Source organism: Catellatospora methionotrophica, assembly GCF_011297335.1.
Taxonomy (GTDB): domain Bacteria; phylum Actinomycetota; class Actinomycetes; order Mycobacteriales; family Micromonosporaceae; genus Catellatospora; species Catellatospora methionotrophica.
The window spans coordinates 89,370-111,772 of sequence record NZ_JAAOTJ010000016.1; the positions used below are offsets into that span (position 1 = coordinate 89,370).

Genomic DNA, 22,403 nt, shown 5'->3' on the forward strand with positions numbered 1-22,403 from the left:
GGTGGGGGTGGGGGCGACGGGGGCAGCGGGGGCTGGATGTGCCGGTGGCCGGCGGCGACGCTCACCCCCGTTAGCGTCGCCGGCCGGCCGACCGGTCTCAGGTGGCGGCCGTCCCCCAACGGCGTGGTGCCACCCATCCCCCGGCGCATCGGCTCGGCGCCACAACCGATAAATGATCGGCTGGGCCATCCCCCGGGTTTCATCGAGCGATGCGCTTGAGAGAGACGCTACGCCGCTGGTCAAGTGGCCGTCCAGTCATTTGCGAATCTCATTCGTAACATTGCGTAACCGCAGTCTCTACGATGCGCTACCGTCTCCGAGCTTCGTGATCAACTCGACCCGGGTCCGTACGCCGAGCTTGCGATAGATGCTGGCCAGGTGGGTTTCGACGGTCCGCTCGCCGAGCACGAGCGCGGTAGCGATCTCCTTGGCGGGCGCGCCGCGCAGTGCCCACGACAGCACCTCGCGCTCGCGGGCGGTCAGCCCGCCCGGCCCGGCGTCCGGACCCGACCAGGCTCGCAGGGCACGGTCGGCCGCCTCGGCCACGGCCGGGTCGACGAGCCGCCCGGCGGCCAGCGCCCGGTCGGCGGCCAACGGATCGGGCCGCCCGCGCAGGGCCGCCAGCTCCGCCGCGGCGCGTAGCGCGTACCAGCGGACGAGCGCGGTGGGGCGTCCTTCGCCCAGTGCCGCCGTCTGGGCCAGCAGGGCCACGGCACGGCTCCGGTCGCCGCGCCGGACCGCGTCGGCGGCCGCCAGGTCGTACGCCCGTACTTGCAACTCGGCGTCGCCGAGCGCGGCTGCTTCGCGTACCACCTGGTCGAGCCGACCGCCCGCAGCCAGCAGCGCCTCCGCGACCGCCCGCGGGTCTCCCCCGGCGCGGGCCAGGTCCAGCGCCCGGTCGGCCAGCTCCGCCTCGCCCAGCTCATCGGCCAGCCGCGACATCAGCCGCGCGGCCACCGAGTGCTGCTCTGGCGGCAGCCCCGACGCGGGCAGCGCCGCACAGGCGTCGCGCAGCGCACCCATCCGCACCGGGTCCCCGGGTGCCCGCTCATCCGGGTGGCCGACCTGCCCTGATCCACCGGGTACGCCGCCAGCCGCTGAACCTGCGCGCAGGGCCGGACGGCGCGCCGCTGCGCCCTCCACCGCTCCACCGCCCACCATGCCGTCTCCGGTGCCGACCGCGCCGTCCGCGACCCCGGCACGCGCTGGGCCGACGCTCGGGGCCAAGGCTCCCAGGCTCGGGCGCGGCCCCAGCCCCAGCGCCGCTGCCGCGATCAGGCCCATGTCGGACGCGCGCAGGCCGAGGCGCAGTGCGCCGGTGAGCGACGCGCGACCGGCCTCGCGGGCCGCCGCGCTGGCCGCGCCGCGCAGCCGGGCCGTGCCCGAGGCGGCGAGCAGCCTTCCAGCCTGCGCAGGAGTCCATCCGGCCCGCCCGGCGAACAGGGCGGCCTGCGCGTAGTAGCCGGCGGCCAAGTCGTACGCGCCGTCCTCGTCGGCGGCGGCCGCAGCGGTGGCCGAAGCGGCGACCGCGGCGTCGAGCCGGGCCGCTCCGCCCAGCGCGGCCGCCTCGGCGGTGTGGTGTGCCAGTTCCGGCAGGGTCGCCGCTCGGGTCCCGCCGAGCGCGCCTAGCCGGATCAGCACACCGGCGACGCGTTCGTGCAGCGCCGCGCGGCTGCGGCCGCCGAGCGTGTCGTAGCAGACCTCGCGGTCAAGGGCGCGTACGAAGCCGTACACCTGGGGGCCCTGCTCGCGGACCAGTCCCGCCGCGGCGGCGTCGTCGAGGCCGCTGAGCACGTCCTGCTCGGGGCATACGCCCTCCAGGATGGCCAGGTCGAACTCGCGGCCGATCACGGCGGCCGCGGTGACCGTCTCGCGCGCGCCGGGCTCCAGCGCGCGCAGCGCCGCCCGCACCGGCTCGGCCAGTTCCTCGGGCCAGCGCAGCGGGAGGCGGTAGAGCCCGTCGCCGTCGGCGTCGACCTGGTCGGCGATCGCGGCCAGCACTGTCGGGTCCGCGTCGGTCCGCCGCAGCAGCTGCTCCACGAGGCGGGGCGCGACGGGGCGGCCGATGCGCTCCCGCAGCAGCTCGGCAGCCTGTCGGCGATCCACGGCGCCTCCCCTCTCCGGGTCGGTACGCAGCACCCCCGGTGCAGAAGTTACGTACTCGCCGCGATGTGCGCAGTCCCCTAACGGACCTAGCGTGAACTCACCTCGCAACGCCCCCGCACGAACCCCCTCTCCCATTGAAAGGGAGCCTCCGATGTCCCAGTTCCGCGATCTCATCGCCAGGATGGCGGTGGACCCGGAGTTCGCCCGGCACGCACGGGCCAATCCGGACGCCGTCGCCACCCAGTACGGCCTCACCGCCGACGAGACCGACCAGCTCCGCGGCCTTGCCGACGCCTCGGCGGGGGCCGGGCCCACCGCCCTGGGCGTACGCCTGTCCAAGTCCGGCATCGGCACCGGCGGCCTCGGCAGCCTCATCTCCCCCGCCGACCTGACCCCGGACCTGCCGGACCTGCCGGACGACGAGCCGACGGCCCCGCTGCCGCCCGCCGAGCCCGCCCCGGTCGCGCCGATCCACCTCACGCCCGTCGACCTGACGCCGGACGCAGAGGAGCCGCTGCCCCCGCCCCCGCTGCCGCTGCCCGAGGAGCCGCTGCCCCCGCCCCCGCTGCCGCTGCCCGAGGAGCCGCTGCCCCCGCCCCCGCTGCCGCTGCCCGAGGAGCCGCTGCCCCCGCCCCCGCTGCCGCTGCCCGAGGTCGGCCTGCACCTGCCGGACCTCGACCTGGTGCCGCTGGACCCGGACCCCGAGCCCGCGCCGATCCTGCCGCCGGTCGTCCACCTGCCGCCGGACTTCAACTTCCCGGGGCTGGACCCGGACCCCGAGCCGGACCCGATCGTCCCCCCGGTCATCCACCTGCCGCCGGACTTCGGGCTGCCGCCGTTGACGCCGGAGCCGGACCCGGGCCCGTGGATCCCGCCGATCCACCTCCCGCCGGACCTCGACCTGCCGGACCTGCCGGAGCTCGAACCCATCCCGGACCCGGGCCCGTGGATCCCGCCGATCCACCTGCCCCCGGACCTCGACCTGCCGGACCTCCCGGAACTCGAACCGGCCGAGCCCGCCGAGCCCGCGGAACCGGCCGAGCCCGCTCCGCCGCCACCGGCCCCGGAGCCCGCACCCGAGCCCGCCCCGGCCCCGGAGCCCGCACCCGAGCCGGCCCCGGCTCCCGACCCGGCTCCCGCACCCCCCGCCCCGGCCCCCGCGCCGGTGGTGGACCCGGTGGCCACCCCGACCGAGGACGCCGGTCCGGTCGTCGTGGTCGTGCAGTCCGGCGACCCGGCCGCACCCGGGGCCGACCCCGCCCCGGCGGCCTCCCCGCAGCCGGGCGCTGTCCAGGCTTACCCGGCCGCCGCGAGCGAGAGCTCCGACGGCATCGGCACCCAGGAGCTGATCATCGGCGGAGCGGGCCTGGCCGCGGGAGCGGTCGCGGGCGGCGTCGCCGGAGCGGTCGCGGGCAAGGTCTTCAAGTCCGATCAGGACGGCACCGAGGCGACCGCCGCGGCCTGACCGTCCGCACCAGACACCGGGCAGCAGGGGTGTGCGCCCCCGTCGCACCTCTGCTGCCCGGCACACTCCCACCCATCGACGAACCCCCTGAACGGATCACCGTCGTAAAGCAGTCAGCCGAGAGCGTGCCGCCGTTCGGCCGCCTATGATTCGGCTCGCCGCACGGCTCCATACCCCTTGAAAGGCCGAACGATGTTGTGCCACGCCTGCCATGTGCACCTGCGGCGGGACTACCCGTACTGCCTGCACTGCGGCACGCTCCGCAAGGGCGCTGTGGTGGAGTCGTTCGCGGCGCCGGAGCTGCGCTGGCACGACGCGGCAGGTGAGCGGGTCTTCCCGCTCGTCAAGCCGCACACCACGATCGGCCGCGCCCCCGACAACGACATCGTGCTCGACGACGCCAGCGTCTCGCGCCACCACGCCCGGGTCGTCCGCAACGCCGAGGGCTTCCACCTCGAAGACCTCAACTCGTTCAACGGCACCACCCTGGGCCGGCGTACGTTCCACGGCGACTGGGCCCCGCTGCCCGACGAGTCCGAAATGCACATCGGCGACATACCGCTGCGGTTCGCGCAGCCGCGATCGGCGGCGATCGGCTCCAAGACCATGGTGCGCGGCGTCGAGCACAGCATCCTGCTGCCCGCCGGTCAGCCCGAGACCGCGCCGACGGCCACCGGCCCGCTGACGGCCCGCCCCCGGCGGCGCAGCGGCTGGGCCCTCAAGCAGGTGCCGGACATGCGCGGCGACCAGCAGTGGGTGCTGCGCAACACTCGTACGGGGCAGTACCTGCAGCTCGACGAGCGCGACGTGTTCCTGTGGCACCAGCTCGACGGCGAGAACACGGTGCGCGACCTGCTCTTCGCGTACGCCCAGCAGTACGGCGAGCTGGCGCTGCCCCGCATCGAGCGGACGCTGCGCACGTTCGCGGCGCTGGAGCTGGTGCGCGGCGTGCACGGCCAGCGCGAGGCGGACAAGCCGCCGCTGCTCAAGCGGTTCGGCCAGGCCGTGCTGAGGACGCTGCTGCGCACCGAGGTGTCGGTCAAGGGCCTGGACCGGGTGTTCAGCGCGATGTACCGGTCGTTCGGCTGGCGCTTCTTCACGCGTACCGGCGTGGCGGGTCTGTGGTTGTGCATCATCGGCGGCATCTACGCGATGACCGTGGCCAGCGCCGAGCAGAACCTGTTCGACATCAACGGCGCGGGCATCTGGGGCGCGGTCGTCATCGCGGCGGGTTACCTGTTCGCGCTGATCGTGCACGAGTCGGCGCACGCGCTGGCCGTGAAGTCGTACGGCCGCACGGTCACCCGGGGCGGGTTCATGCTGATGATGGGCATGCCGTTCGCGTTCGTGGACACCTCGGACATGTGGTTCGGCAGCCGCTGGTCGCGCATCGTGGTGACGCTGTCCGGGCCACTGTCCACCGCCGCCATCGCCGGGATGCTCGCCGCCACCGCCGCCTGGGTGCCCGTGCCGCAGGTCTCCGGCATGGCGTACCAGCTGGCCTTCGGCCTGTACCTGAACACGCTGTACAACCTGAACCCGCTGATGCCGCTGGACGGCTACCAGGCGCTCGCGGACGGGCTGCGGCTGCCGCGCCTGCGCGAGGAGGCCTCGGCCTACTTCACCAAGGGCATCTGGTCCGACCTGAAGGCGGGCCGCAGGCCCGGCATCAAGCAGATAGGCATGGCGGCGTACGGCTTCACCGCCGTCGTCGGCACCGGTCTGTTCGTGCTGCTGGGCTTCCTGGCCTGGCGCGACCGGCTCGGCGGACTCGTCGAGGAGTACCTGCCGCCCGGCATCGACGTGCTGGTCATCGTGCTGGGCATCGGCCTGATCATGTTCCCGATCTGGTACCGGCTGTTCCGCAAGCTGACCGCGTTCATCAAGTCCCGCAAGGCCGCGACTGCGGAGGTGACGGCATGACTCAACCCGACATGTGGACCGTGCCCGGATATGTCGAGATCCGGGAGCTGGGGCGCGGCGCGTCCGGGCTGGTCGTGCTCGCCGAGCACGAGGCGACCGGGGTCAAGGTCGCCATCAAGTACCTGGCCGAGCACCTACGTGACGACGAGAACTTCATCCGCTCGTTCCGGGCCGAGGCCCGCGTCATGTCCGAGGTCGAATCCCCGCAGGTCGCCCGGCTGTACGAGTACATCGAGGCGCCCGGCGGCGCGGCGATCGTGATGGAGCTGGTCGACGGCGTCGCGCTGCGCGCGATCCTGCGCGAGCAGGGCCCGACCGAGCCCGAGGCCGCCCTGGTGGTGCTGAAGGGCTCGCTGCTCGGCCTGGCCGCCGCCCACGAGCGCGGCGTCGTGCACCGCGACTACAAGCCCGAGAACGTGCTCGTCAACGGCGAGGGCCAGAGCAAGCTGGCCGACTTCGGCATCTCCGCCCGCAGCGGCCGCCAGGGCCCGCTGGCGGGCACCCCGTCGTACATGGCCCCCGAGCAGTGGGCCGGTGCCCCCGCGAGCCCGTCGACCGACATCTACGCGGCGACCGCCACGTTCTTCGAGTGCCTGGCCGGGCAGCCGCCGTTCCGCGCCCCCGGCGACCTCCAGGGCCTGCGCCGCCAGCACGAGCATGCTCCGGTCCCCGTGGAGATGGTCCCCGAGGCGGTACGCGGCCTGGTCCGCCGTGGCCTGGCCAAGGACGCCAAGCAGCGTCCCAAGGACGCCACGACGTTCCTGCGCGAGCTGGAGGCCGTCGCCGGGGCCGGTTACGGGGCCCAGTGGGAGGAGGAGGGCCGCAGCAAGCTGGCCCGCCGCGCACTGCTGCTGGCGCTGCTGTTCCCGCTGGCCGCCGTGCAGGCCCAGGCGACCGCCATCGGCACCACGATCCTAGGCATGTCCCGCAAGGCGTTCACCACGGCGGCCAGCATCACCGCCCTCGTACTGGTCCTCGGCGGCGCGGGCGCGGCCGCGGCCCTGTGGCCGACCGCCAGCACCCCGACGCCAGAGCCCAGCGCCACCGCGGCCGAGTCCCCGTCGCCGATCCCGTCACCCTCGGAAAGCCCGTCGCCGAGCCCGTCCCCCTCACCAAGCCCGTCGGCGGAGCCGTCGCCGTCCCCCTCGGACGAGCCGGAGCCCAGCCCCAGCCCGAGCCGCAAGCCGTCCCCCTCGCCGTCCCCGGCGAACCCGGTCGCGACCGTCACGGCCTTCCTCCGGCCGAGCACCTGCTGGTGGGTCAAGGAGGCGTGCGCCGGCACCGCGCCGAACGCCGCCGCGCGGGAGTCCCGCACCTTCGTGATCGTGAACACCGACCAGCCGGGCAGCTACCGCTACACGCTGCGGTTCACCGCGATCAACTACAACAACATGCCGATCGACACGATCCCGCAGAAGACCTTCGTGGTCACCGGAACCACGGACAGCCAGAGCAAGACCGTCTCCACCGTCGTCGACATGAGCGGCCTGCTCTACTGCGGCACCCAGATCCGGGTGACGATCGAGACCACGCGGGGTGGCCCGGCCATTCCCACGAAGGTCTACTCTGCACCCATCATTCAGAACGCTGACTGCATCATCGGCTGAGAAGGACGCGCTGCGGTGACCGACACCATCGGTGGCAAATACACCCTGCTGGATGCGGGGCGGGCCGGACGGCTCGGCACGTGGCACACGGTGTCCACAGCGGAGGGCAAGCAGCGCGGCGCGCTGCGCCTGGAGGACCGGGGCCTGACCGACCCGGCCGCCGCCCAGCGCCTCGCCGACGCCGTCAGCGGACAGGCCCGCCTGCGCGTGCCCGGCCTGCTCAACGTCATCGACCAGGTGACCGAGGGCAGGCACAGCTGGCTGATCACCAACGCCGCCCCGTCGCCGACGGTCGCGCAGGCGCTCGCGGCCGGGGTGACCCTGCCGCCCGCCGTGGCCGCGCTGATCGCCACCGACACCGCGCAGACGCTGCTCAAACTCCACTCGGGCCAGCTGGCCCACGGCGAGCTGAACGCCCACGGCGTCGTGATCAGCGCCGGTGGCGCGGCCCTGCTGGCCGAGGCCGGCTACGGACACGCGGTGCTCGGCACGACCCCCGGCCCCGGCCACGACGCCGCAGGCTGGTCACGCCTGCTGGCCCAGCTCGCCGACGCCTGCCACGACGCGGTCACCCAGCAACTGCTGCGCCAGGCCGGGCAGCAGGCCGAAGCCGTCGGCGGCAGCGCGGGCATCACCGCCGCCCTGACCACCCTCAGCGGCGCGGCCCAGCAGATCACCGGCTTCGGCGACCGCGCCGCACTCAAGTCCCTCGCCGCCCGGATGCACCCGCTCGCCACCACGCCGGTGTCGGCCTCGCCGATGTCCGCTCCGCCCGTGTCCGCGCCGCCCGTCTCGGCCCCACCGGTCGCCGCGCCGCCGGTCTCGGGTCCGCCCGCCTTCCCCGCCCAGCAGCCGTGGGCGGCCGCACCGGCCTTCCCGCCGGGGGCGCCCGCTGGCGTCCCAGCCGCCGAGGAGACCGTGCAGCTGGCCGGAGGTTCGCACTCCGGTCCACCGCCGCAGCCGCCCCGCACCGCGCCACCGACCGCCGTCATGCCCGTGGTGCCGCCGGACGGGGCCACCCGCATGGGCAACCGGGCCGCCGAGGAGCAGCGCAAATCCGGCGCGTACCAGGTGGGCCGGGCCGCCCCGCCGCAAGCTCAGCAGCCGCAGCAGGACGTGAACCTGCGGTTCGGGCAGGGCGTGCCGCCCGCGCCGCCCGCCTGGCAGATGGCCGCCGCGCAGGCCGCCCCGCCGCCCCGACCCAGGAAGACCGTCGGCAAGCGCATCGCTGCGTTCTTCAGCGCGCTGACCACGGTCGCCCTGCTGGTCATCGCGGGCTACGTCGGCTGGAACTGGTGGCAGGAGCGCAACAACGCCGTCCAGGTCACCAAGGTCACCGTCACCCCGGTCGTCCCGCCGACCACCGCCGAGTGCAACGTGAACGTCGACGTGGTCGGCCTGATCGAGACCGACGGCCAGGCCGGCGTCATCACGTACGAGTGGCTGCGCAACGACGGCGAGACCTCCGGCGCGCTGGAGCAGGCCGTCAAGGACGGCACGCGCAGCGTCCAGGTCCACCTGTTCTGGCGCTTCCAGGGCAAGGGCACCCGCGAAGCCGAAGCCACCCTGCGCATCCTCAAGCCCACCGTCATTCAGGGTTCGTCGAAGTTCACCTACTCCTGCAAGTGACCTGTCAGCGCTGAGCCCACCCGCCGTCCAGCGGGTGGGCTCAGCGCTCAGATGTCGCCGTCCAGCAGATCAGCGAGAATCAACTGCTCCACTGCGTACGCCCATTCGGGGCAGCGGCTGCGCCGACAGTGCACGCACATGTCCGTGGCCGGATCGTCCCCATGGACGGTGATGGCCTCCCAGTACCGTCGCGCCAACTCATCCGGGATCGGGGCGTGACCCTGCGCGGGGCCGCTCACACGGACACCGCCTCGGCGTCAGCCCGGTGCCGGACGAGCCGGGGCGATTGGTCGCGCATGACCTGCTCACGCGTTACGCGGTGCGAGCATGCACCGCAGACCGCGCCGACCGCCCCACCGCACGACGAGCACCAGCTCGCCGCGTGTCCGCGTAGTGCCCAACCGGCCAGCATGGCCAGCAGTACGACCGCGCCCAGCCCAGCGACGGCCAAGTAGACTGCCATGAACCACCTCCTATGGAGTTGTGGGGGAGGCGGGGCGTCGGGGACCAACCACACAGCCCCGCCTCCTGCTTTTCAGCGCATCCTTGATGCGCCGACTGTCACATATGGACGGTGGAGCCAGTGTGCCGCATGTAATCTGCACACGGCAACCCAATCATTGGACTCCTTTACAGTCCAACGGATTCGCTGCACAATGTCCTGATGCCTCCCAGCCCTACGGCCATTCGTCGACGCGTTGGCTACAGACTGCGCGAGCTGCGCAACCGGGTTGGTATGACCACGATCGAAGCCGCAGCAGTCATCGGCGGGTCCGACGCCAAGATCAGTCGACTTGAGCGTGGCTTGACGCCGCTTCGTCCAGGCGATGTCCTACTGCTTCTCGACTGTTACGGCGGAATCGAGCGTGACGAGCGAGACCTGCTCGTGCAGCTCGCAGGCGATTCCGGCCGCCGAGGCTGGTGGCAGGCTTACGAACTGCCCGAATGGTTCAACCTGTACATCGGCCTCGAAAGCGCCGCCTCGTCGATCTCCAACTTCGAAACGCTACTGATTCCCGGCTTGCTCCAGACAGCCGATTACACCCGAGCCCTGGTTCGCCAGGCACAGCCCACCGCCACGGCGGAGCGCGTAGATCGCATAGTTGACGCGAGGCTGAAACGCCAGGGTCGGCTGACCGGGGATGATCCCATCCGACTGCGTGCAGTCGTGGGCGAAGCGGCATTGCATTGCGTGGTCGGCACTCCCGACGTCATGCGCGCGCAATTTGCACAGCTCGCCAGGCTCAGTGAGTCACCGAACATCGAACTCCGCTTGGTTCCGTTCAGCTCACCCGCGTACGCACCGTATGGACGACCTGTCGTCATCCTGGACTTCCCCGAGCCCAGCGACCCGGGACTGGTTTACTTCGATCACCTCGGTAAGGGCGTGTACGTTGAGGAGGAGGCGCACATTGCCACCCATCGACAGGCGTTCGAGATGCTGGTCGGGGGCGCGTTGAGCACCGAGGACTCCGCCCGGCTTTTCGCTGATCGAGGATGATGGACGTGTTCGAGAACGTCGTGTGGAAGAAAAGCAGCCGCAGTGACGGTCAGGGTGCCAACTGCGTCGAGGTCGCCGTCTCACCGGACGCGGTTGGGGTAAGGGACAGCAAGGACAGGGATGGGGCCACGCTCGCATTCACTCCGGACGACTGGGCAGCCTTCCTGACCGGGATCAAGTCCGGCGAATTCGACAGCTGAGTCGATCATGCAGGTGAACCTCGTACAGGGTGACATCACGCGCCAGGAAGTGGACGTGATCGTCAACGCGGCCAACTCGTCGCTGCTCGGCGGCGGCGGCGTCGACGGTGCGATCCACCGCAAGGGCGGCCCGGAGATCCTCGCCGAGTGCCGTGCGCTGCGCGCATCCCATTACGGCCGTGGCCTGTCCACAGGTCAAGCAGTCGCCACCACTGCGGGCAAACTCCCCGCCCGCTGGGTGGTGCACACAGTCGGCCCCGTCTACAGCGCCACCGAAGACCGCTCCGAGCTGCTACGCGACTGCTACCGCAACGCGCTACGGGTGGCCGACGACCTGGGCGCCCGAACCATCGCCTTCCCCCTGATCTCGTCTGGCGTATACCGCTGGCCGATCGAGGACGCCGTCCGCCAGGCCCTCGGCGTCCTCGACCACGCCGAAACGAAAATCGACCAGGCCACCCTCGTCCTCTTCGACGCCCCTACCTACAAAACCGCCCTCTCCGCGCGCGGAATCCCTGCATGATCGCCGTTTGCGGTCAAACCCTCGTTTCACACCACAGATTCTGACCACAGACAGCGATCATGTCCGGCGTCAGGACACCGGGCCGTAGTCTCCGCTGGTCTCACCGGCGAGAACCGCGTGCAACTCGGGGTCGGAGTGGGCCTCTGCGGTGTGCCGCCATGCGCTGAGCAGCACCGATAAAGCAGGCATGTCTCCGAAGTCACCGGAGGTGGTGACGAGTTCCTCGGCAAACTCCCTGACGGCCGAAGCGGGCAGAAAACGCACCCAGGGAAGCGCTCGCGGCAGCAGTTCCGCGACCACCTGCGGGTCGCGACGAGCGATCTCTGCCAGAAGGCGGGCAGGCGTGTACGGCATACCTGCATGATCGCCGTTTACGGTCAGGATGTGGAGTCCCGCCCCAGGTTTTGACCGCAAACGGCGATCATGGCAAGCCAACGACGGGCTGAGAGGCGGGTCAGTAGATCGCGTGGGCGAGCGCGGCCACGAAGGCGTCGCTGGTGGGCTCGTCGCGGACGGCGATGCGGAGCCAGTCGGGGCCCAGGCCGGGGAAGGTGTCGGCGCGTCGGACGGCGTAGCCCGCGTCGCGCAGGCGGGCGCGTACGCCCAAGCCGCCGGTGACCTTGAGGAGCACGAACGAGCTGGCCGGGGTGCCTGCGACGGCCACCTCGGGCAGTTGCCGCAGGGCGGTGAGCAGGTGCTCGCGGCGGGCGGTCAACTCGTCAGCGATCGCCTCCTCGGCTGCGACGGCCGCCGGAGTGGCACACGCGGCAGCGGCGGCGAGCGCGGGCGTCGACACCGGCCACAGCGGCTGCACGGCGGCCAGCCTGCGCACCAGGTCCGGTGCGGCCAGCAGGTAGCCGACGCGCAGCCCGGCCAGTGCCCAGGTCTTGGTGAGGCTGCGCACCACCACGAGGCCGGGCAGGTCGCGGCGGGTGGCCAGGGAGTGCGGCTCGCCGGGGATGGTGTCGGCGAACGCCTCGTCGACGACGAGGATGCGGCCTGGCCGGGCGAGCCGGGCGACCGTGTCGGCGGGGTGCGCGACCGAGGTGGGGTTGGTCGGGTTGCCGAGCAGGACCAGATCGGCGTCGTCGGGCACGGCGGCGGGGTCGAGCGTGAACGGTTCGGGCAGCAGGACTCGGGTCACCCGGTGCCCGGCGGCCAGCAGCGCCGCCTCCGGCTCGGTGAACTGGGGGTGGATCACGACGGGGTGGCGGACGTCGCGCAGTCCCTGGGCGAGCAGCGTGAACGCCTGGGCGGCACCGGCGGTGAGCAGCACCTCGCCGGGTTCGCGGCGGTGCCGGGCGGCGACCGCGGCACGTGCTGCGGTGCCGTCGGGGTATGCATCCAGGCGGGTCAGTGAGTCGCGGATCGCGGCGGCGAGCCAGTCGGGCAGCGGGGCCTGCCGCACGTTCACCGCGAGGTCGATCAGTCCGTCGCCGACCTCGGTGTCACCGTGGTGGCCGAGGTCGTAACCGTCTCCCACCGGTTTGCCCGATGCCGCCGTCGTCGCCGTCATTTCCGCTGCTCCATGGCGTGCAGTGTCAGGAAGGTGCCCTTCCTTCGGGTCCAGCGGGTGAGGACGGCAAGGGCCGCCGTCAGCAGGCCGATAGCGGCGGAGAGCGTCGCGGCGCGGCGAATGTCGCCGCCTCGCGGGGTGGGGCCGTCGCCGAGGACGGGGCGGGTCTCGGAGCGGCCGAAGTAGACGTTGGTGCCGCCTAGGCGTACGCCTAGGGCGCCGGCGAAGGCGGATTCGCACTGGCCGGAGTTGGGGCTCGGGTGGGCGTCGCCGTCGCGGTGCCAGATGTGGGCGGTGCGGGCCGGGGAGCCTGACACCAGCGGCGCGGCCGCCACGGCCAAAGCGGCGGTGAGGCGGGACGGGAGCAGGTTGGCGGCGTCGTCGAGGCGGGCCGACGCCGTGCCGAAGCGGGCGTATCGCGGCGAGCAGTGCCCGACCATGGCGTCGAGGGTGTTCACGGCGCGGTAGCCGACCAGGCCGGGCAGCCCGGCGAGCGCGCCCCAGACCAGCGGCGCGACCTCCGCGTCGGAGGAGTTCTCGGCGATGGACTCGACGGTCGCGCGGGCGAGCCCGGCTTCGTCCAGGGCGGACGGGTCGCGGCCGCACAGGTGGGACAGCCGGGCGCGGGCTGCGGGCAGGTCGCCGCGTTCCAGCGCCCCGGCCATCAGGCCGCCTTCGCGGCGCAGGCTGCGGCCGCCGAGCACGGCCCAGGTCCCGGCCGCCACCAGTACGCCGCGCAGCACCGGACGGTTTCGGGTGGCCCGCTGGGCGAGCACCGCCGCCGCCACCGGCACCCCGACGGCCAGCGCGGTGAACGCGGCCCCGGCCCGCCGCGAGTCGGCGTACGTGTACCGCTCCACGAGCTGCGCGTAGTTGCCGAATCCGGCGACCGGGTGCAGGCGGCGCGGGTCGCCGAGTGCCGCGTCGAGCGCGACTCCGGCCAGCATGCCCAGCGCGTCGGCGCGCCGGGAGGTCACCGGCCGGGTTCCGGGAGCACGTCGGTGCCGGTGTCGAGGACGGCCTCGTCGCCGGGGGCGAGTGGTTCGTCCATGAGGTGGCGGAAGGCGCGCAGGTTGTCGGTGGGTTCGCCGCGGCTGATCCGCCAGCGCCACTCGCGCTTGATGGCGCTGCTGAAGCCGAGTTCCAGCAGGGTGTCGAAGGACTCGTCGGCGGCGGTCAGCACCGCTCCGAGCAGCCGGTCCAGCTCCTGCGGGGTGACCGCGCCCAGCGGCAGGCGGCCGGTCAGGTACACGTCGCCGACGGCGTCGACGGTGAACGCGACCCCGTACAGCTTGGCGTTGCGGCGCAGCAGCCAGGCCCAGACGGCCTCGCGGTTCTCGTCGGGCTGGCGTACCACGAACGCTTCGACGCGCAGCGCGTGCTCGCCGACGATGAGGTTCACGTTCGTCTTGAGCTTGTGCGTGCCGGGCAGGGTCACCACGTACGAGTTCTCGCCGGTGCGGTCCAGGGGCAGCTCGGCGCAGGCCTGCTCGATGAGCGCGCAGGCTTCGGCGACCGTGGTCATGGGACTCCTAGGAGGTCACCACCGGGCACAGCCGGCGAGTTCGAGCTGCCGGCGGGACCGGTGCTCGGTCATCGCCTCACGATAGACGTCGAGCAGCCGGGCGGTCGTGTGGTCCCAGGAGAAGTCGTACGCGTGCGTGACCGCGCCCAGGGCCAGCTCGTCGCGGCGGGCGGGCTCGGCCAGCAGCCGGTCCAGCACCCGCGCCCAGTCGGCCGCGCCGTGGCCGTCGACGAGCACCCCGCTGACCTCGTCGCGTACGGCGGTGACCAGGCCGCCGACGGCGGCCGCGACCACGGGCGTGCCGCAGGCCTGGGCTTCCAGGGCGACCAGGCCGAACGACTCGTTGTGCGACGGCACGGCGACCAGGTCGGCCGCCCGGTACACGTCGGCGAGCCGGTCTCCGGCCTGCGGCGGCAGGAAGCGCACCCGGTCGCGTACGCCCAGGGTCTCGGCCAGTTCGATCAGCGAGGTCGGGCGGTCCAGGCCGGAGCCGCTGGGGCCGCCGACGATCAGCGCGATCGCGTCGGGGTCGCGCAGCTCGGACAGCGCCCGGATGAGCACGTCGGGGGCCTTGAGCGGCTGGATGCGGCCGACGAATGCGATGATCTTCGCGCGGGCGGGCAGGCCGAGGCGGGCACGGGCCGCGAGGCGGTCGCCGGGGCGGAAGCGCTCCAGGTCGACACCGGGCGCGACGACGGCGACCCGTTCCAGCGGCGCGTTGTAGAGGTCGATCAGCTCGCGGGCCTCGGTCGGGGTGTTCGCGACGAGCCGGTCGGACTGCTCGACGACCTGCTCCTCGCCGACGACGCGGCCCATCGGCTCGGCCCGGTCGCCCTCGGCCAGCTGCTTGTTCTTGACCTTGGCCAGGGTGTGCGCGGTGTGCACCAGCGGCACGCCCCAACGGTCCTTGGCCAGCCAGCCGACCTGGCCCGACAGCCAGTAGTGGGAGGCCAGCAGGTCGTAGTGGCCGGGCGGGCGGGCGGCTTCTATTCCGAGCACGCCGTGGGTGAAGGCGCACAGCTGCGCGGGCAGATCCTCCTTGGCCAGGCCCTCGTACGGCCCGGCGCTGATGTGGCGGACGGTCACGCCGGGCGCGAGTTCGGCGCGCGGGGGCAGATCGCCGCCGGTGGTCCGGGTGAGGATCTCGATCTCGATACCGGCCTTGGCCAGCCGTTTGGACACCTCGACGATGTACACGTTCATGCCGCCCGCGTCCCCGGTGCCCGGTTGGTGGAGCGGGGAGGTGTGCACGGAGAGCGTGGCGATCCGCCTGGGCAGCCCCTGGGGGAGGGAACGAGAGTTCACGTGTCGATCAACATCAGTCAGGGCCGGTGTCTTCCCGATCCGGGGGTGATGAGCGTCGCAGCCCGGATGATGGGACGTCGCGACGCCTAAGATGCTGCTCATGTCGTACCAGAAGATCGCCGTCGTCTCCGGGGCGTCCAGCGGCATCGGCGCCGCCACCGCCCGACACCTCGCCGCCGCGGGCTACCACGTGCACGCGCTGGCCCGGCGCACCGAGCGGGTCGAGGCGCTCGCCAAGGAGATCAACGGCACGGCCGTGACCTGCGACGTCACCGACGACTATGCAGTCGCGGAGTACGCGGCGACCGTCGACCGGGTGGACCTGCTGGTCAACAACGCGGGTGGCGCGGTCGGCGCGGACACCGTGGCCAACTCCAGCATCGCCGACTGGCAGGCGATGTACGACGTGAACGTGCTCGGCACGCTGCGCCTGACCAAGGCGCTGCTGCCCGCGCTGATCGCCTCCGGTGCAGGCACCGTGGTCACCGTCAGTTCGACGGCCGGGCTCATCGTGTACGAGGGCGGCGGCGGTTACGCGGCGGCCAAGCACGCGCAGACCGCCCTGGTCGAGACGCTGCGCCTGGAGCTGTGCGGTGATCCGGTCCGGGTCGTGGAGATCGACCCCGGCATGGTCAAGACCGACGAGTTCGCCCTCAACCGCTTCGCCGGCGACGCCGCCCGCGCCGCCTCCGTGTACGCGGGCGTCGAGAAGCCGCTGACCGCCGACGACATCGCCGCCTGCGTCACCTGGTGCGCCGAGCTCCCCCACCACGTCAACATCGACCGCCTCGTGGTCCGCCCCCTGGCCCAGGCCGCCCAGCACAAGGTCCACCGCGTCGGCGTCTGACCGGTGAAGCCGCAGGGGGAGATCACGCGCGGGACGACCAATCCGAACCGGCTGCGGCGGGTGGACCGGTGGATCGCGTGGTGGTGCGGGCGGGCGCTCGGTGCGGCCGTGGACCCGCTGGTGGTGGACCTGGGTTACGGGGCCACGCCGATCACGGCGGTGGAACTGCGGGCGCGGCTGGCGCGGGTGCGGCCGGACGTGCGGGTGACCGGGCTGGAGATCGATCCGGCGCGGGTCGCGGCGGCTCAGGTGGCCGCGGACCCGCCGGGGCTGACGTTCGCGCGGGGCGGGTTCGAGCTGGCCGGGCTGCGACCCGTCGTGGTCCGGGCCTTCAACGTGCTGCGGCAGTACGACGAGAGCGCCGTGCCCGCCGCGTGGACCACGATGACGGCCGGGCTGGCCCCGGGCGGCTGGCTGATCGAGGGCACCTGTGACGAGCTGGGCCGCCTCGCCGCCTGGGCCGCGCTGCCCGCCGGGGCGGCCGCCCCGGCCACGCTGACCCTGGCCGCGAAGCTGTCCACCCTGGAGTCCCCGGCCACGTTCGCCGAGCGCCTGCCCAAGGCCCTGATCCACCGCAACGTGCCCGGCGAGCCGGTGTACGACCTGCTGCGCGCGCTCGACGAGGCCTGGCGGCACGCCGCCCCGCTGGCTGTCTTCGGCCCGCGCCAGCGCTGGCTGGACACCGTCTCGCGCCTGAAGGCGGCCGGCTGGCCGGTCCTGGACCGCCCCGCCCGCTGGCGCCTCGGCGAGGTCACCCTGCCCTGGCCGGGCTGAACGCGGACCGGAGGATGATCCCTTCCCGGTTGGCCGGTCGTTACGTCCGTTATGAACCTAATTGGGGAGTTCGTAGCACTGTCGTCGCACAGCCGACAGCAGCTCACCGTGCAGTCCAGCCCGCCGTTCCTGCTCGGGATTGGGCTGCTGGTGCTCGGCATCGTCCTGCTCGTGCTCGCGTTCGTGCTGGCCCGGCGGTCCGCCGAATGAATCGCGGCGACCTGATCCGCCTGGTCGTGCTGTTCGTGGTGTGCGGAGGACTCGGCTGGCTCGCGGGCGGCAGACGCCGTCCGCACCCCTGACCGGCACCGCGCCGGGTCAGAGTTCGCAGCCGACCAGGACCGGCTCCGGGCGCAGCGTGACACCGAACCGCTCGTGCACCCGGTCCCGGATCTCCGTGGCGAGTTCCAGCAGCTCACCGGTCGTGCCACCGCCGCGGTGCGTGAGCGCCAGGATGTGCTTGGACGAGATCGCCACCGGCCCGCGGGCATAGCCGCGCTCGAACCCGGCCCGCTCGATCAGCCACGCCGCGCTCACCTTCATCACCCCGTCCACGCCCGGCCAGGCGGGCGGCTCCACGCCGTCGAACCGCCGGGACAATTCGGCGTACGCCGCGGCGCTGAGCACCGGGTTCGTGAAGAACGAGCCCACCGAGTCGGTGTCCGGGTCACCCGGGTCGAGCACCATGCCCTTGCCCCGGCGCAGTTCCAGCACCGCCGCGCGCACGTCGGCCAGCGGCACCCGGCCGTTCTCCCCGACCCCGAGCAGCCGGGCCAGCTCGGCATGCCCCACCGGGCCCGACAGCGGGTCGCGGCGCAGCCGGAACGTCACGTCAAGCACCACCCAGCGGTCGGTGTACTTGAACACGCTGTTGCGGTACTCGAAGCGGCAGTCGGCGGGGCTGAACACCACCGTCTCGCCCTCGGTGCGGTCGTACACCGTCACCGCCTCGATCGTCTGCGACACGTCCTGCCCGTACGCCCCGACGTTCTGGATCGGGGTCGAACCCGACGCCCCCGGGATGCCGGACAGGCACTCGATGCCGGACAGGCCGTCGGCGACCGTGCGGGCGACGCAGTCGTCCCACGGGTGACCCGCGGCGACCCGCAGCGACACCGCGTCGCCGTGCTCGCCGACGACCTCGACCCCGCTGGACCGGACCAGCAGCACGGTGCCGGGGAAGCCCACGTCGCCGATGACCACGTTGCTGCCCCCGCCGAGCACCAGCAGCGGCTCGGCGGACCGGGCGGCGGCGTGCACGGCCGACACGATGCCGTCCGCGGACTCGGCCGTGACCAGCCGTCCGGCCGGGCCTCCCAGCCCTAGGGTGGTCAGGTCGGCGAGCGCGTGGCGGGCGGGACTATTGTCAGACACGTCACCACACTAGTGCCGCCACTGATCCCGAATGACCAGGTGGGGAAGACGCGATGAGGACGAGGCCATGAGAGCTCACGGCAGCAAGGAACTGTGGCTGGACTCGCTGCGCGCTGACGCGGCCGCGTTCCGGGCCGTCGCCGGCGAGGCCGAGCTGACCGCGATCGTGCCCACGTGTCCGGACTGGACCGTGTTGAACCTCGTGCACCACCTGGGCGGGGTCTACCGCTGGGTGCGCAGTTTCGCCAGCCGGGGCATCACCAGCGCCCCCGACCCGGCGGCCCGGCGGCACGACTACCCCGGCGCGGACGAGACGCTGACCTGGTTCGACGAGGAGTGCAAGAGCCTGGTCGAACTGCTCGACGCGCTCGACCCGCACATGCCCGCCTGGAACTGGGCCCCGCAGGCGAAAACGGCCGACTTCTGGCACCGCCGGATGGCCCACGAGACCGCGGTGCACCGCTGGGACATGCAGATGTCGCAGGGCCTCGCCGAGCCGCTGGACGACCGGCTGGCCGTCGACGGCATCACCGAGGTGCTGGACAGCTGGCTGCCCGCGGGCCGCCGCAAGGGCCCCACCGACCGGTACGGCGTCGTGCAGCTCACCGCGCCCGAGGAGGGCCAGGAGTGGTTCATCCGGCTGCGCGGCGAGGGCATCGCCCTGCTGGACACCGACACCCTGCTCGACGCCGACGGCCCGGACACCCGCGTGCACGCGTCCGGCCCGGCCAGTGACCTGATGCTCGCCCTGTGGGGCCGGATCGGCTTCGACACGCTGGAGGTCAGCGGCGACGAATCGCTGCTGACCAGCCTGCGCACCGGCTGAGCGGCACACCGATGCCCCGGCCGACCCTCGAACAGGTCGCGCAGCGGGCCGGGGTGTCCCGGGCCACCGTGTCGCGCGTCGTCAACGACTCCCCCACCGTCGCCGAGTCGATCCGCACCGCGGTGCGCCGCGCCATCGACGAGCTGGGGTACGTCCCCAACCAGGCCGCGCGCAGCCTGGTCACCCAGCGCACCGACTCGTACGCGCTGATCCTGCCGGAGAGCCCGTCCCGGGTCTTCTCCGACGACCAGTTCTTCCCCGGCATCATCCGCGGCGTCAGCCAGGAACTCGACTCCGCCGACAAACAGCTCGTGCTGATGGTCGCGGGCTCGCAGGCCAGCCACGACCGCATCGAGCGGTACGCGCTGGCCCGGCACATCGACGGCGTGCTGATCGCCTCGATGCACGGCGCCGACCCGCTGCCCGGCACGCTGGCCCGGATGGGCATCCCGGTGCTGTGCGGCGGCCGCCCGCTCGGCCAGGTCCGCGTGCCGTACGTCGAGGTCGACAACGTCAACGGCGGCCGGATGGCGGTCCGCCACCTGCTGGAGACCGGGCGCACCCGGATCGCCACGATCGCCGGACCGCAGGACATGGTCGCCGGGATCGACCGGCTCACCGGATACCGCGAGGAGCTGCGCGGCAGCGACCGGCGCTCGATCGTGGCCGTCGGCGACTTCACCCGCGACTCCGGCGCGGTCGCCATGCGCCAGCTCCTGGAGGACGACCCCGACCTGGACGCGGTCTTCGTCGCGTCCGACCTGATGGCACACGGGGCGCTGCAGGCGCTGCAGTCCGCGGGCCGCCGCGTGCCCGACGACGTCGCCGTGATCGGCTTCGACGACATCGCGCTGGCCCGCTACACCGAACCCCCGCTGAGCACGGTCCGCCAGCCCATCGTCGGCCAGGGCCGCGAGATGGCCCGCCAGCTCCTGCGCCTGGCCGCCGGCGAGGACATCGCCGACAGCGTCATCCTCCCCACCGAACTGGTCATCCGCGGCACCACCTGAACGGACGCTCGCAAAGGAAGGGCGAACGCGCCGCCGTGTGCGACGCGGGGCGAAGGCCGGTCAAGATCTGTTTTTGTGGACGCTAGCCGCCCCTAGAGCGGCACTCAGCGTCCCCAAAAACAGATCTTGGGGGGTGTGACCGCCGGGCGGAAACTGGTCGTCAGCGGAGGGTGAGGGTGGCCAGGATCGGGAAGTGGTCGCTGGAGGTGACGCCGTTCAGGACCGCGAAGTCGGTGAAGGCCAGCTGCGGGGAGCCGAAGACCCAGTCGACGCGGTTGGTGGGATGGTCGGTCGGGGAGGTCCAGGCCGCGCCGTGGCCGGTGACGTCCTGCGCCGAGACCCAGCCCGCGCCGGTGAACGAACGCTGCTCGGGCCAGCTCGGCCAGAAGTTGAAGTCGCCCGCGACCAGCGTCGGCACGGCCGGGTCGACCTGCGCCACCAGCTCGTCGATCTGCGCCAGCCGGGTCGGCGTGTTCGGCTTGCGGTGCGTCAGGTGCGCGGTGATCACATCGAGGCTGCGGCCATCCAGGCCGAGCGTCGCCTTCAGGTAGGACCGCCCCATCGGACCCTGCCCGTACGGCAGCGAACCCGTACGCACACCGCTGATCGGCAGGCGGGTCAGCAGCAGGTTGCCGAACTGCCCGTCAGCGGCAGGTGACCAGACGAACGGCATGCCCAGCTCGCGGGACAGGTACTCGGCCACGTCCACGCCGCCGCCGATGGCCCACCCCCGGCTGACCTCCTGGAGCACCACCACGTCCGGGTTCACCGCCCGGATCGCGTCGGCGAGCTGGCGCGGGTTCGCCCGCCCGGTGGCGTCGTCCCGCCCGTACTTGACGTTCCAGCTCAGCACCTTCACGTCCACGGTGCCGGCGACGACGGGATCGGTGGTGGGCGGCCGGGTCGCGTACATCAGCGCCGGTCCCAGCAGCGCCAGCACGAGCACGCCGGTGGCCGGGGACGGACGCGCGACGAGCCCGCGCAGGTCGATGCGCCAGCCGCCCGGGTGCAGGGGCCGCCGCCCCATCCCGGCGAAGCCGAGGGCGACCCCGAGCGCGATCAACAGCCACCTGTTGTCGAACGGCAGCGGCATGTCGTAGTGAACCTGGAATAGCAGCACGGGCAGGACCCAGACGAGGCCGTACGCCCAGTCGCCCCGGTTGCCGGGGGCCGCGGTCGCCCGTGCGACGGCGACGGTGGCCGACAGCTGCGTGAGGGCGATCCCGAGCAGCACCCATGGCCCGGTCCCCCACCAGGCCAGGACGAGGCCGCCGACCATACCGGCGAGCGCCGCCGAGCCCGCGATCCAGTGGTCGGGCTCCGGGATCGCGTTCGTGCCGCCGTGCAGCGTCAACCGGCGCACCAGCTCGATCGCGACCAGCAGCACCACGATCAGGACCGCGACGCACAGCTGCAGCGCGACCCCCGACTGCGACGCCGCGAACGCCGGATTGCCCAACGTCGTCGTCCACAGCGCGAGGTAGCCGCCCAGGGCCCAGGTCCGCCCGGTGCCAGCCGCCCCAGGACTCCCCGTCTCCGCACCGGCACCAGTCTCCCGACCGGTCTTGGCGTCCGTCGCCGCATCGGTCGCGCCGCCGAGCGGGCCGCCAGTCTTGGCCGCCGTAGCGGCAACGGTCAAGTCGTCGCGCGGGTCGCCAGTCGCCCCACCGGACTTGGCCGCCGTAGCGGCGGCGGTCAAGTCGTCGCGCAGGCCGCCAGTCGCCCCACCGGTCTTGGTGTCGGTCGCGGCAAAGGTCGCGTCGCCGCGCAGGTCATCGGTCGGACGGCCGATCACCAGGAGGAGCAGCACCAGGACCAGCGCCGTCATCCCCAGGCGGGACGGCAGTTGTCCCCAGGCCGGGTCCCAGGTGACGGTCAGCGAGCGGATGCACAGATCGACCACGCCACCGGCGAGCAGGCCGACGGTGGCGGTCACCGGGTCGGCGGCGCGCCGCACCGTCAGCGCCAGCGCGGCCATGGCGAGCACCGCCCCGGCCGCCGTCAGCGCCAGCGACAGCCCGAACACCTGACCGGCCGACCAGGCCAGGACCAGCCCTGCCGTCGTGGCGGTCAGCAGCGGGATCCGGCTGGGCACGCGCGGCGCCGCCATCACGAGCACGCCCGGCACAGCGAAGATCGCGAGGGCGATCAGGGCGGCGTTGACGATGCCGACCGGCCCGGCCAGCTGGTCCAGCAGCGGACCGCAGGCCCGCAGCAGCTGGGCGGTGACCGCGAACAGCAGCGCGACCAGGGCGAGGGACCTACGTGACAC

General features: G+C 72.8%; 21 protein-coding genes. 11 read left to right on the top strand and 10 right to left on the bottom strand.

Annotation, left to right across the window (positions count from 1 at the left end; genetic code table 11):
- Window positions 1–297 precede the first annotated feature (297 nt).
- Window positions 298–2,106 (bottom strand): helix-turn-helix domain-containing protein, encoded by a 1,809-nt coding sequence (locus HAV40_RS28450; RefSeq protein WP_166386595.1) that lies wholly within the window; start codon window positions 2,104–2,106, stop codon window positions 298–300.
- Window positions 2,107–2,257: 151 nt separating this feature from the next.
- Here HAV40_RS28450 and HAV40_RS38135 point away from each other — a divergent pair, with 151 nt between their 5' ends.
- The 4 genes from HAV40_RS38135 (at window position 2,258) to HAV40_RS28470 (ending at window position 8,730) form a co-directional block, all read left to right on the top strand.
- Window positions 2,258–3,571 (top strand): hypothetical protein, encoded by a 1,314-nt coding sequence (locus HAV40_RS38135; protein WP_205694007.1) that lies wholly within the window; start codon window positions 2,258–2,260, stop codon window positions 3,569–3,571.
- 213 nt (window positions 3,572–3,784) lie between these two features.
- Window positions 3,785–5,494, top strand: coding sequence for an FHA domain-containing protein (locus tag HAV40_RS28460; RefSeq protein WP_203671852.1), 1,710 nt, complete (start codon window positions 3,785–3,787; stop codon window positions 5,492–5,494).
- Window positions 5,491–7,101 carry a serine/threonine-protein kinase gene (locus HAV40_RS28465; RefSeq protein WP_203671841.1) on the top strand — a complete coding sequence of 537 codons (1,611 nt, stop codon included), beginning with the start codon at window positions 5,491–5,493 and terminating at the stop codon, window positions 7,099–7,101. The genes HAV40_RS28460 and HAV40_RS28465 overlap by 4 nt, the downstream gene beginning before the upstream one ends.
- A 15-nt stretch (window positions 7,102–7,116) precedes the next feature.
- Window positions 7,117–8,730: a serine/threonine-protein kinase gene (locus HAV40_RS28470; protein WP_166386599.1), complete on the top strand. Its 1,614-nt coding sequence runs from the start codon at window positions 7,117–7,119 to the stop codon at window positions 8,728–8,730.
- 47 nt (window positions 8,731–8,777) lie between these two features.
- Here the strand turns inward: HAV40_RS28470 and HAV40_RS28475 are convergent, their stop codons facing one another.
- Entirely contained in the window at window positions 8,778–8,969 is a 192-nt protein-coding gene (locus HAV40_RS28475) for a hypothetical protein (RefSeq protein ID WP_166386601.1), read from the bottom strand.
- Complete coding sequence (locus HAV40_RS28480; protein WP_166386603.1) at window positions 8,966–9,193, bottom strand: hypothetical protein; 228 nt, start codon at window positions 9,191–9,193, stop codon at window positions 8,966–8,968. The genes HAV40_RS28475 and HAV40_RS28480 overlap by 4 nt, the downstream gene beginning before the upstream one ends.
- Before the next feature lie 201 nt (window positions 9,194–9,394).
- On the opposite strand from HAV40_RS28480, the gene HAV40_RS28485 reads away from it, so the two are divergent.
- Genes HAV40_RS28485 through HAV40_RS28495 form a run of 3 tightly spaced genes read left to right on the top strand, consistent with a single transcriptional unit; the run spans window position 9,395 to window position 10,954 of the window.
- Window positions 9,395–10,231 (top strand): helix-turn-helix domain-containing protein, encoded by an 837-nt coding sequence (locus HAV40_RS28485; RefSeq protein WP_275413517.1) that lies wholly within the window; start codon window positions 9,395–9,397, stop codon window positions 10,229–10,231.
- A 5-nt stretch (window positions 10,232–10,236) separates the two neighbouring features.
- Complete coding sequence (locus HAV40_RS28490; RefSeq protein WP_409365004.1) at window positions 10,237–10,431, top strand: DUF397 domain-containing protein; 195 nt, start codon at window positions 10,237–10,239, stop codon at window positions 10,429–10,431.
- Window positions 10,432–10,438: 7 nt separating this feature from the next.
- Window positions 10,439–10,954, top strand: a complete 516-nt coding sequence (locus HAV40_RS28495; RefSeq protein ID WP_166386607.1) for an O-acetyl-ADP-ribose deacetylase — start codon at window positions 10,439–10,441, stop codon at window positions 10,952–10,954.
- A 69-nt stretch (window positions 10,955–11,023) separates the two neighbouring features.
- Here the strand turns inward: HAV40_RS28495 and HAV40_RS28500 are convergent, their stop codons facing one another.
- From HAV40_RS28500 to mshA, 5 genes are all read right to left on the bottom strand, one after another.
- A complete protein-coding gene (locus HAV40_RS28500; protein WP_166386608.1) occupies window positions 11,024–11,308 on the bottom strand; it encodes a hypothetical protein in 285 nt (94 codons plus the stop codon).
- A gap of 100 nt (window positions 11,309–11,408) precedes the next feature.
- On the bottom strand, window positions 11,409–12,470 hold the full coding sequence (gene cobC, locus HAV40_RS28505; protein WP_166386610.1) for an Rv2231c family histidinol phosphate aminotransferase CobC: 1,062 nt from the start codon (window positions 12,468–12,470) through the stop codon (window positions 11,409–11,411).
- Window positions 12,467–13,447 carry a cobalamin biosynthesis protein gene (locus HAV40_RS28510; protein ID WP_275413516.1) on the bottom strand — a complete coding sequence of 327 codons (981 nt, stop codon included), beginning with the start codon at window positions 13,445–13,447 and terminating at the stop codon, window positions 12,467–12,469. The genes cobC and HAV40_RS28510 overlap by 4 nt, the downstream gene beginning before the upstream one ends.
- Window positions 13,444–13,995 (bottom strand): type III secretion system chaperone family protein, encoded by a 552-nt coding sequence (locus HAV40_RS28515; protein WP_166386612.1) that lies wholly within the window; start codon window positions 13,993–13,995, stop codon window positions 13,444–13,446. Before HAV40_RS28515 ends, HAV40_RS28510 begins: the two co-directional genes overlap by 4 nt.
- A 15-nt stretch (window positions 13,996–14,010) precedes the next feature.
- Window positions 14,011–15,300, bottom strand: coding sequence for a D-inositol-3-phosphate glycosyltransferase (gene mshA / locus HAV40_RS28520; RefSeq protein ID WP_239086896.1), 1,290 nt, complete (start codon window positions 15,298–15,300; stop codon window positions 14,011–14,013).
- Window positions 15,301–15,400: 100 nt separating this feature from the next.
- Here mshA and HAV40_RS28525 point away from each other — a divergent pair, with 100 nt between their 5' ends.
- Window positions 15,401–16,147 carry an SDR family NAD(P)-dependent oxidoreductase gene (locus HAV40_RS28525; protein ID WP_166386616.1) on the top strand — a complete coding sequence of 249 codons (747 nt, stop codon included), beginning with the start codon at window positions 15,401–15,403 and terminating at the stop codon, window positions 16,145–16,147.
- A gap of 3 nt (window positions 16,148–16,150) precedes the next feature.
- Complete coding sequence (locus HAV40_RS28530; protein ID WP_166386618.1) at window positions 16,151–16,921, top strand: class I SAM-dependent methyltransferase; 771 nt, start codon at window positions 16,151–16,153, stop codon at window positions 16,919–16,921.
- Between the two features lie 318 nt (window positions 16,922–17,239).
- On the opposite strand, the gene HAV40_RS28535 is transcribed toward HAV40_RS28530, so the two are convergent.
- Window positions 17,240–18,295 carry a UDP-N-acetylmuramate dehydrogenase gene (locus HAV40_RS28535; protein WP_166386620.1) on the bottom strand — a complete coding sequence of 352 codons (1,056 nt, stop codon included), beginning with the start codon at window positions 18,293–18,295 and terminating at the stop codon, window positions 17,240–17,242.
- 67 nt (window positions 18,296–18,362) lie between these two features.
- Between HAV40_RS28535 and HAV40_RS28540 the strand changes: the two genes are divergently transcribed.
- The gene (locus HAV40_RS28540) at window positions 18,363–19,121 is read left to right on the top strand and encodes a maleylpyruvate isomerase family mycothiol-dependent enzyme (protein ID WP_166386622.1); all 759 of its coding nucleotides are present in this window, start codon (window positions 18,363–18,365) and stop codon (window positions 19,119–19,121) included.
- A gap of 11 nt (window positions 19,122–19,132) precedes the next feature.
- A complete protein-coding gene (locus tag HAV40_RS28545) occupies window positions 19,133–20,131 on the top strand; it encodes a LacI family DNA-binding transcriptional regulator (RefSeq protein WP_166386624.1) in 999 nt (332 codons plus the stop codon).
- A gap of 160 nt (window positions 20,132–20,291) precedes the next feature.
- On the opposite strand, the gene HAV40_RS28550 is transcribed toward HAV40_RS28545, so the two are convergent.
- Window positions 20,292–22,403 (bottom strand): endonuclease/exonuclease/phosphatase family protein, encoded by a 2,112-nt coding sequence (locus HAV40_RS28550; RefSeq protein ID WP_166386626.1) that lies wholly within the window; start codon window positions 22,401–22,403, stop codon window positions 20,292–20,294.

Excerpts from the sequence above, each read along its gene's own strand:
- HAV40_RS38135 (WP_205694007.1), top strand. The coding sequence starts at position 2,258 with ATGTCCCAGTTCCGCGATCTCATCGCCAGGATGGCGGTGGACCCGGAG.
- HAV40_RS28465 (WP_203671841.1), top strand. The coding sequence starts at position 5,491 with ATGACTCAACCCGACATGTGGACCGTGCCCGGATATGTCGAGATCCGG.
- HAV40_RS28480 (WP_166386603.1), bottom strand. The coding sequence starts at position 9,193 with ATGGCAGTCTACTTGGCCGTCGCTGGGCTGGGCGCGGTCGTACTGCTG.
- HAV40_RS28485 (WP_275413517.1), top strand. The coding sequence starts at position 9,395 with ATGCCTCCCAGCCCTACGGCCATTCGTCGACGCGTTGGCTACAGACTG.
- HAV40_RS28495 (WP_166386607.1), top strand. The coding sequence starts at position 10,439 with ATGCAGGTGAACCTCGTACAGGGTGACATCACGCGCCAGGAAGTGGAC.
- HAV40_RS28500 (WP_166386608.1), bottom strand. The coding sequence starts at position 11,308 with ATGCCGTACACGCCTGCCCGCCTTCTGGCAGAGATCGCTCGTCGCGAC.
- cobC (WP_166386610.1), bottom strand. The coding sequence starts at position 12,470 with ATGACGGCGACGACGGCGGCATCGGGCAAACCGGTGGGAGACGGTTAC.
- HAV40_RS28515 (WP_166386612.1), bottom strand. The coding sequence starts at position 13,995 with ATGACCACGGTCGCCGAAGCCTGCGCGCTCATCGAGCAGGCCTGCGCC.
- HAV40_RS28525 (WP_166386616.1), top strand. The coding sequence starts at position 15,401 with ATGTCGTACCAGAAGATCGCCGTCGTCTCCGGGGCGTCCAGCGGCATC.
- HAV40_RS28540 (WP_166386622.1), top strand. The coding sequence starts at position 18,363 with ATGAGAGCTCACGGCAGCAAGGAACTGTGGCTGGACTCGCTGCGCGCT.
- HAV40_RS28545 (WP_166386624.1), top strand. The coding sequence starts at position 19,133 with ATGCCCCGGCCGACCCTCGAACAGGTCGCGCAGCGGGCCGGGGTGTCC.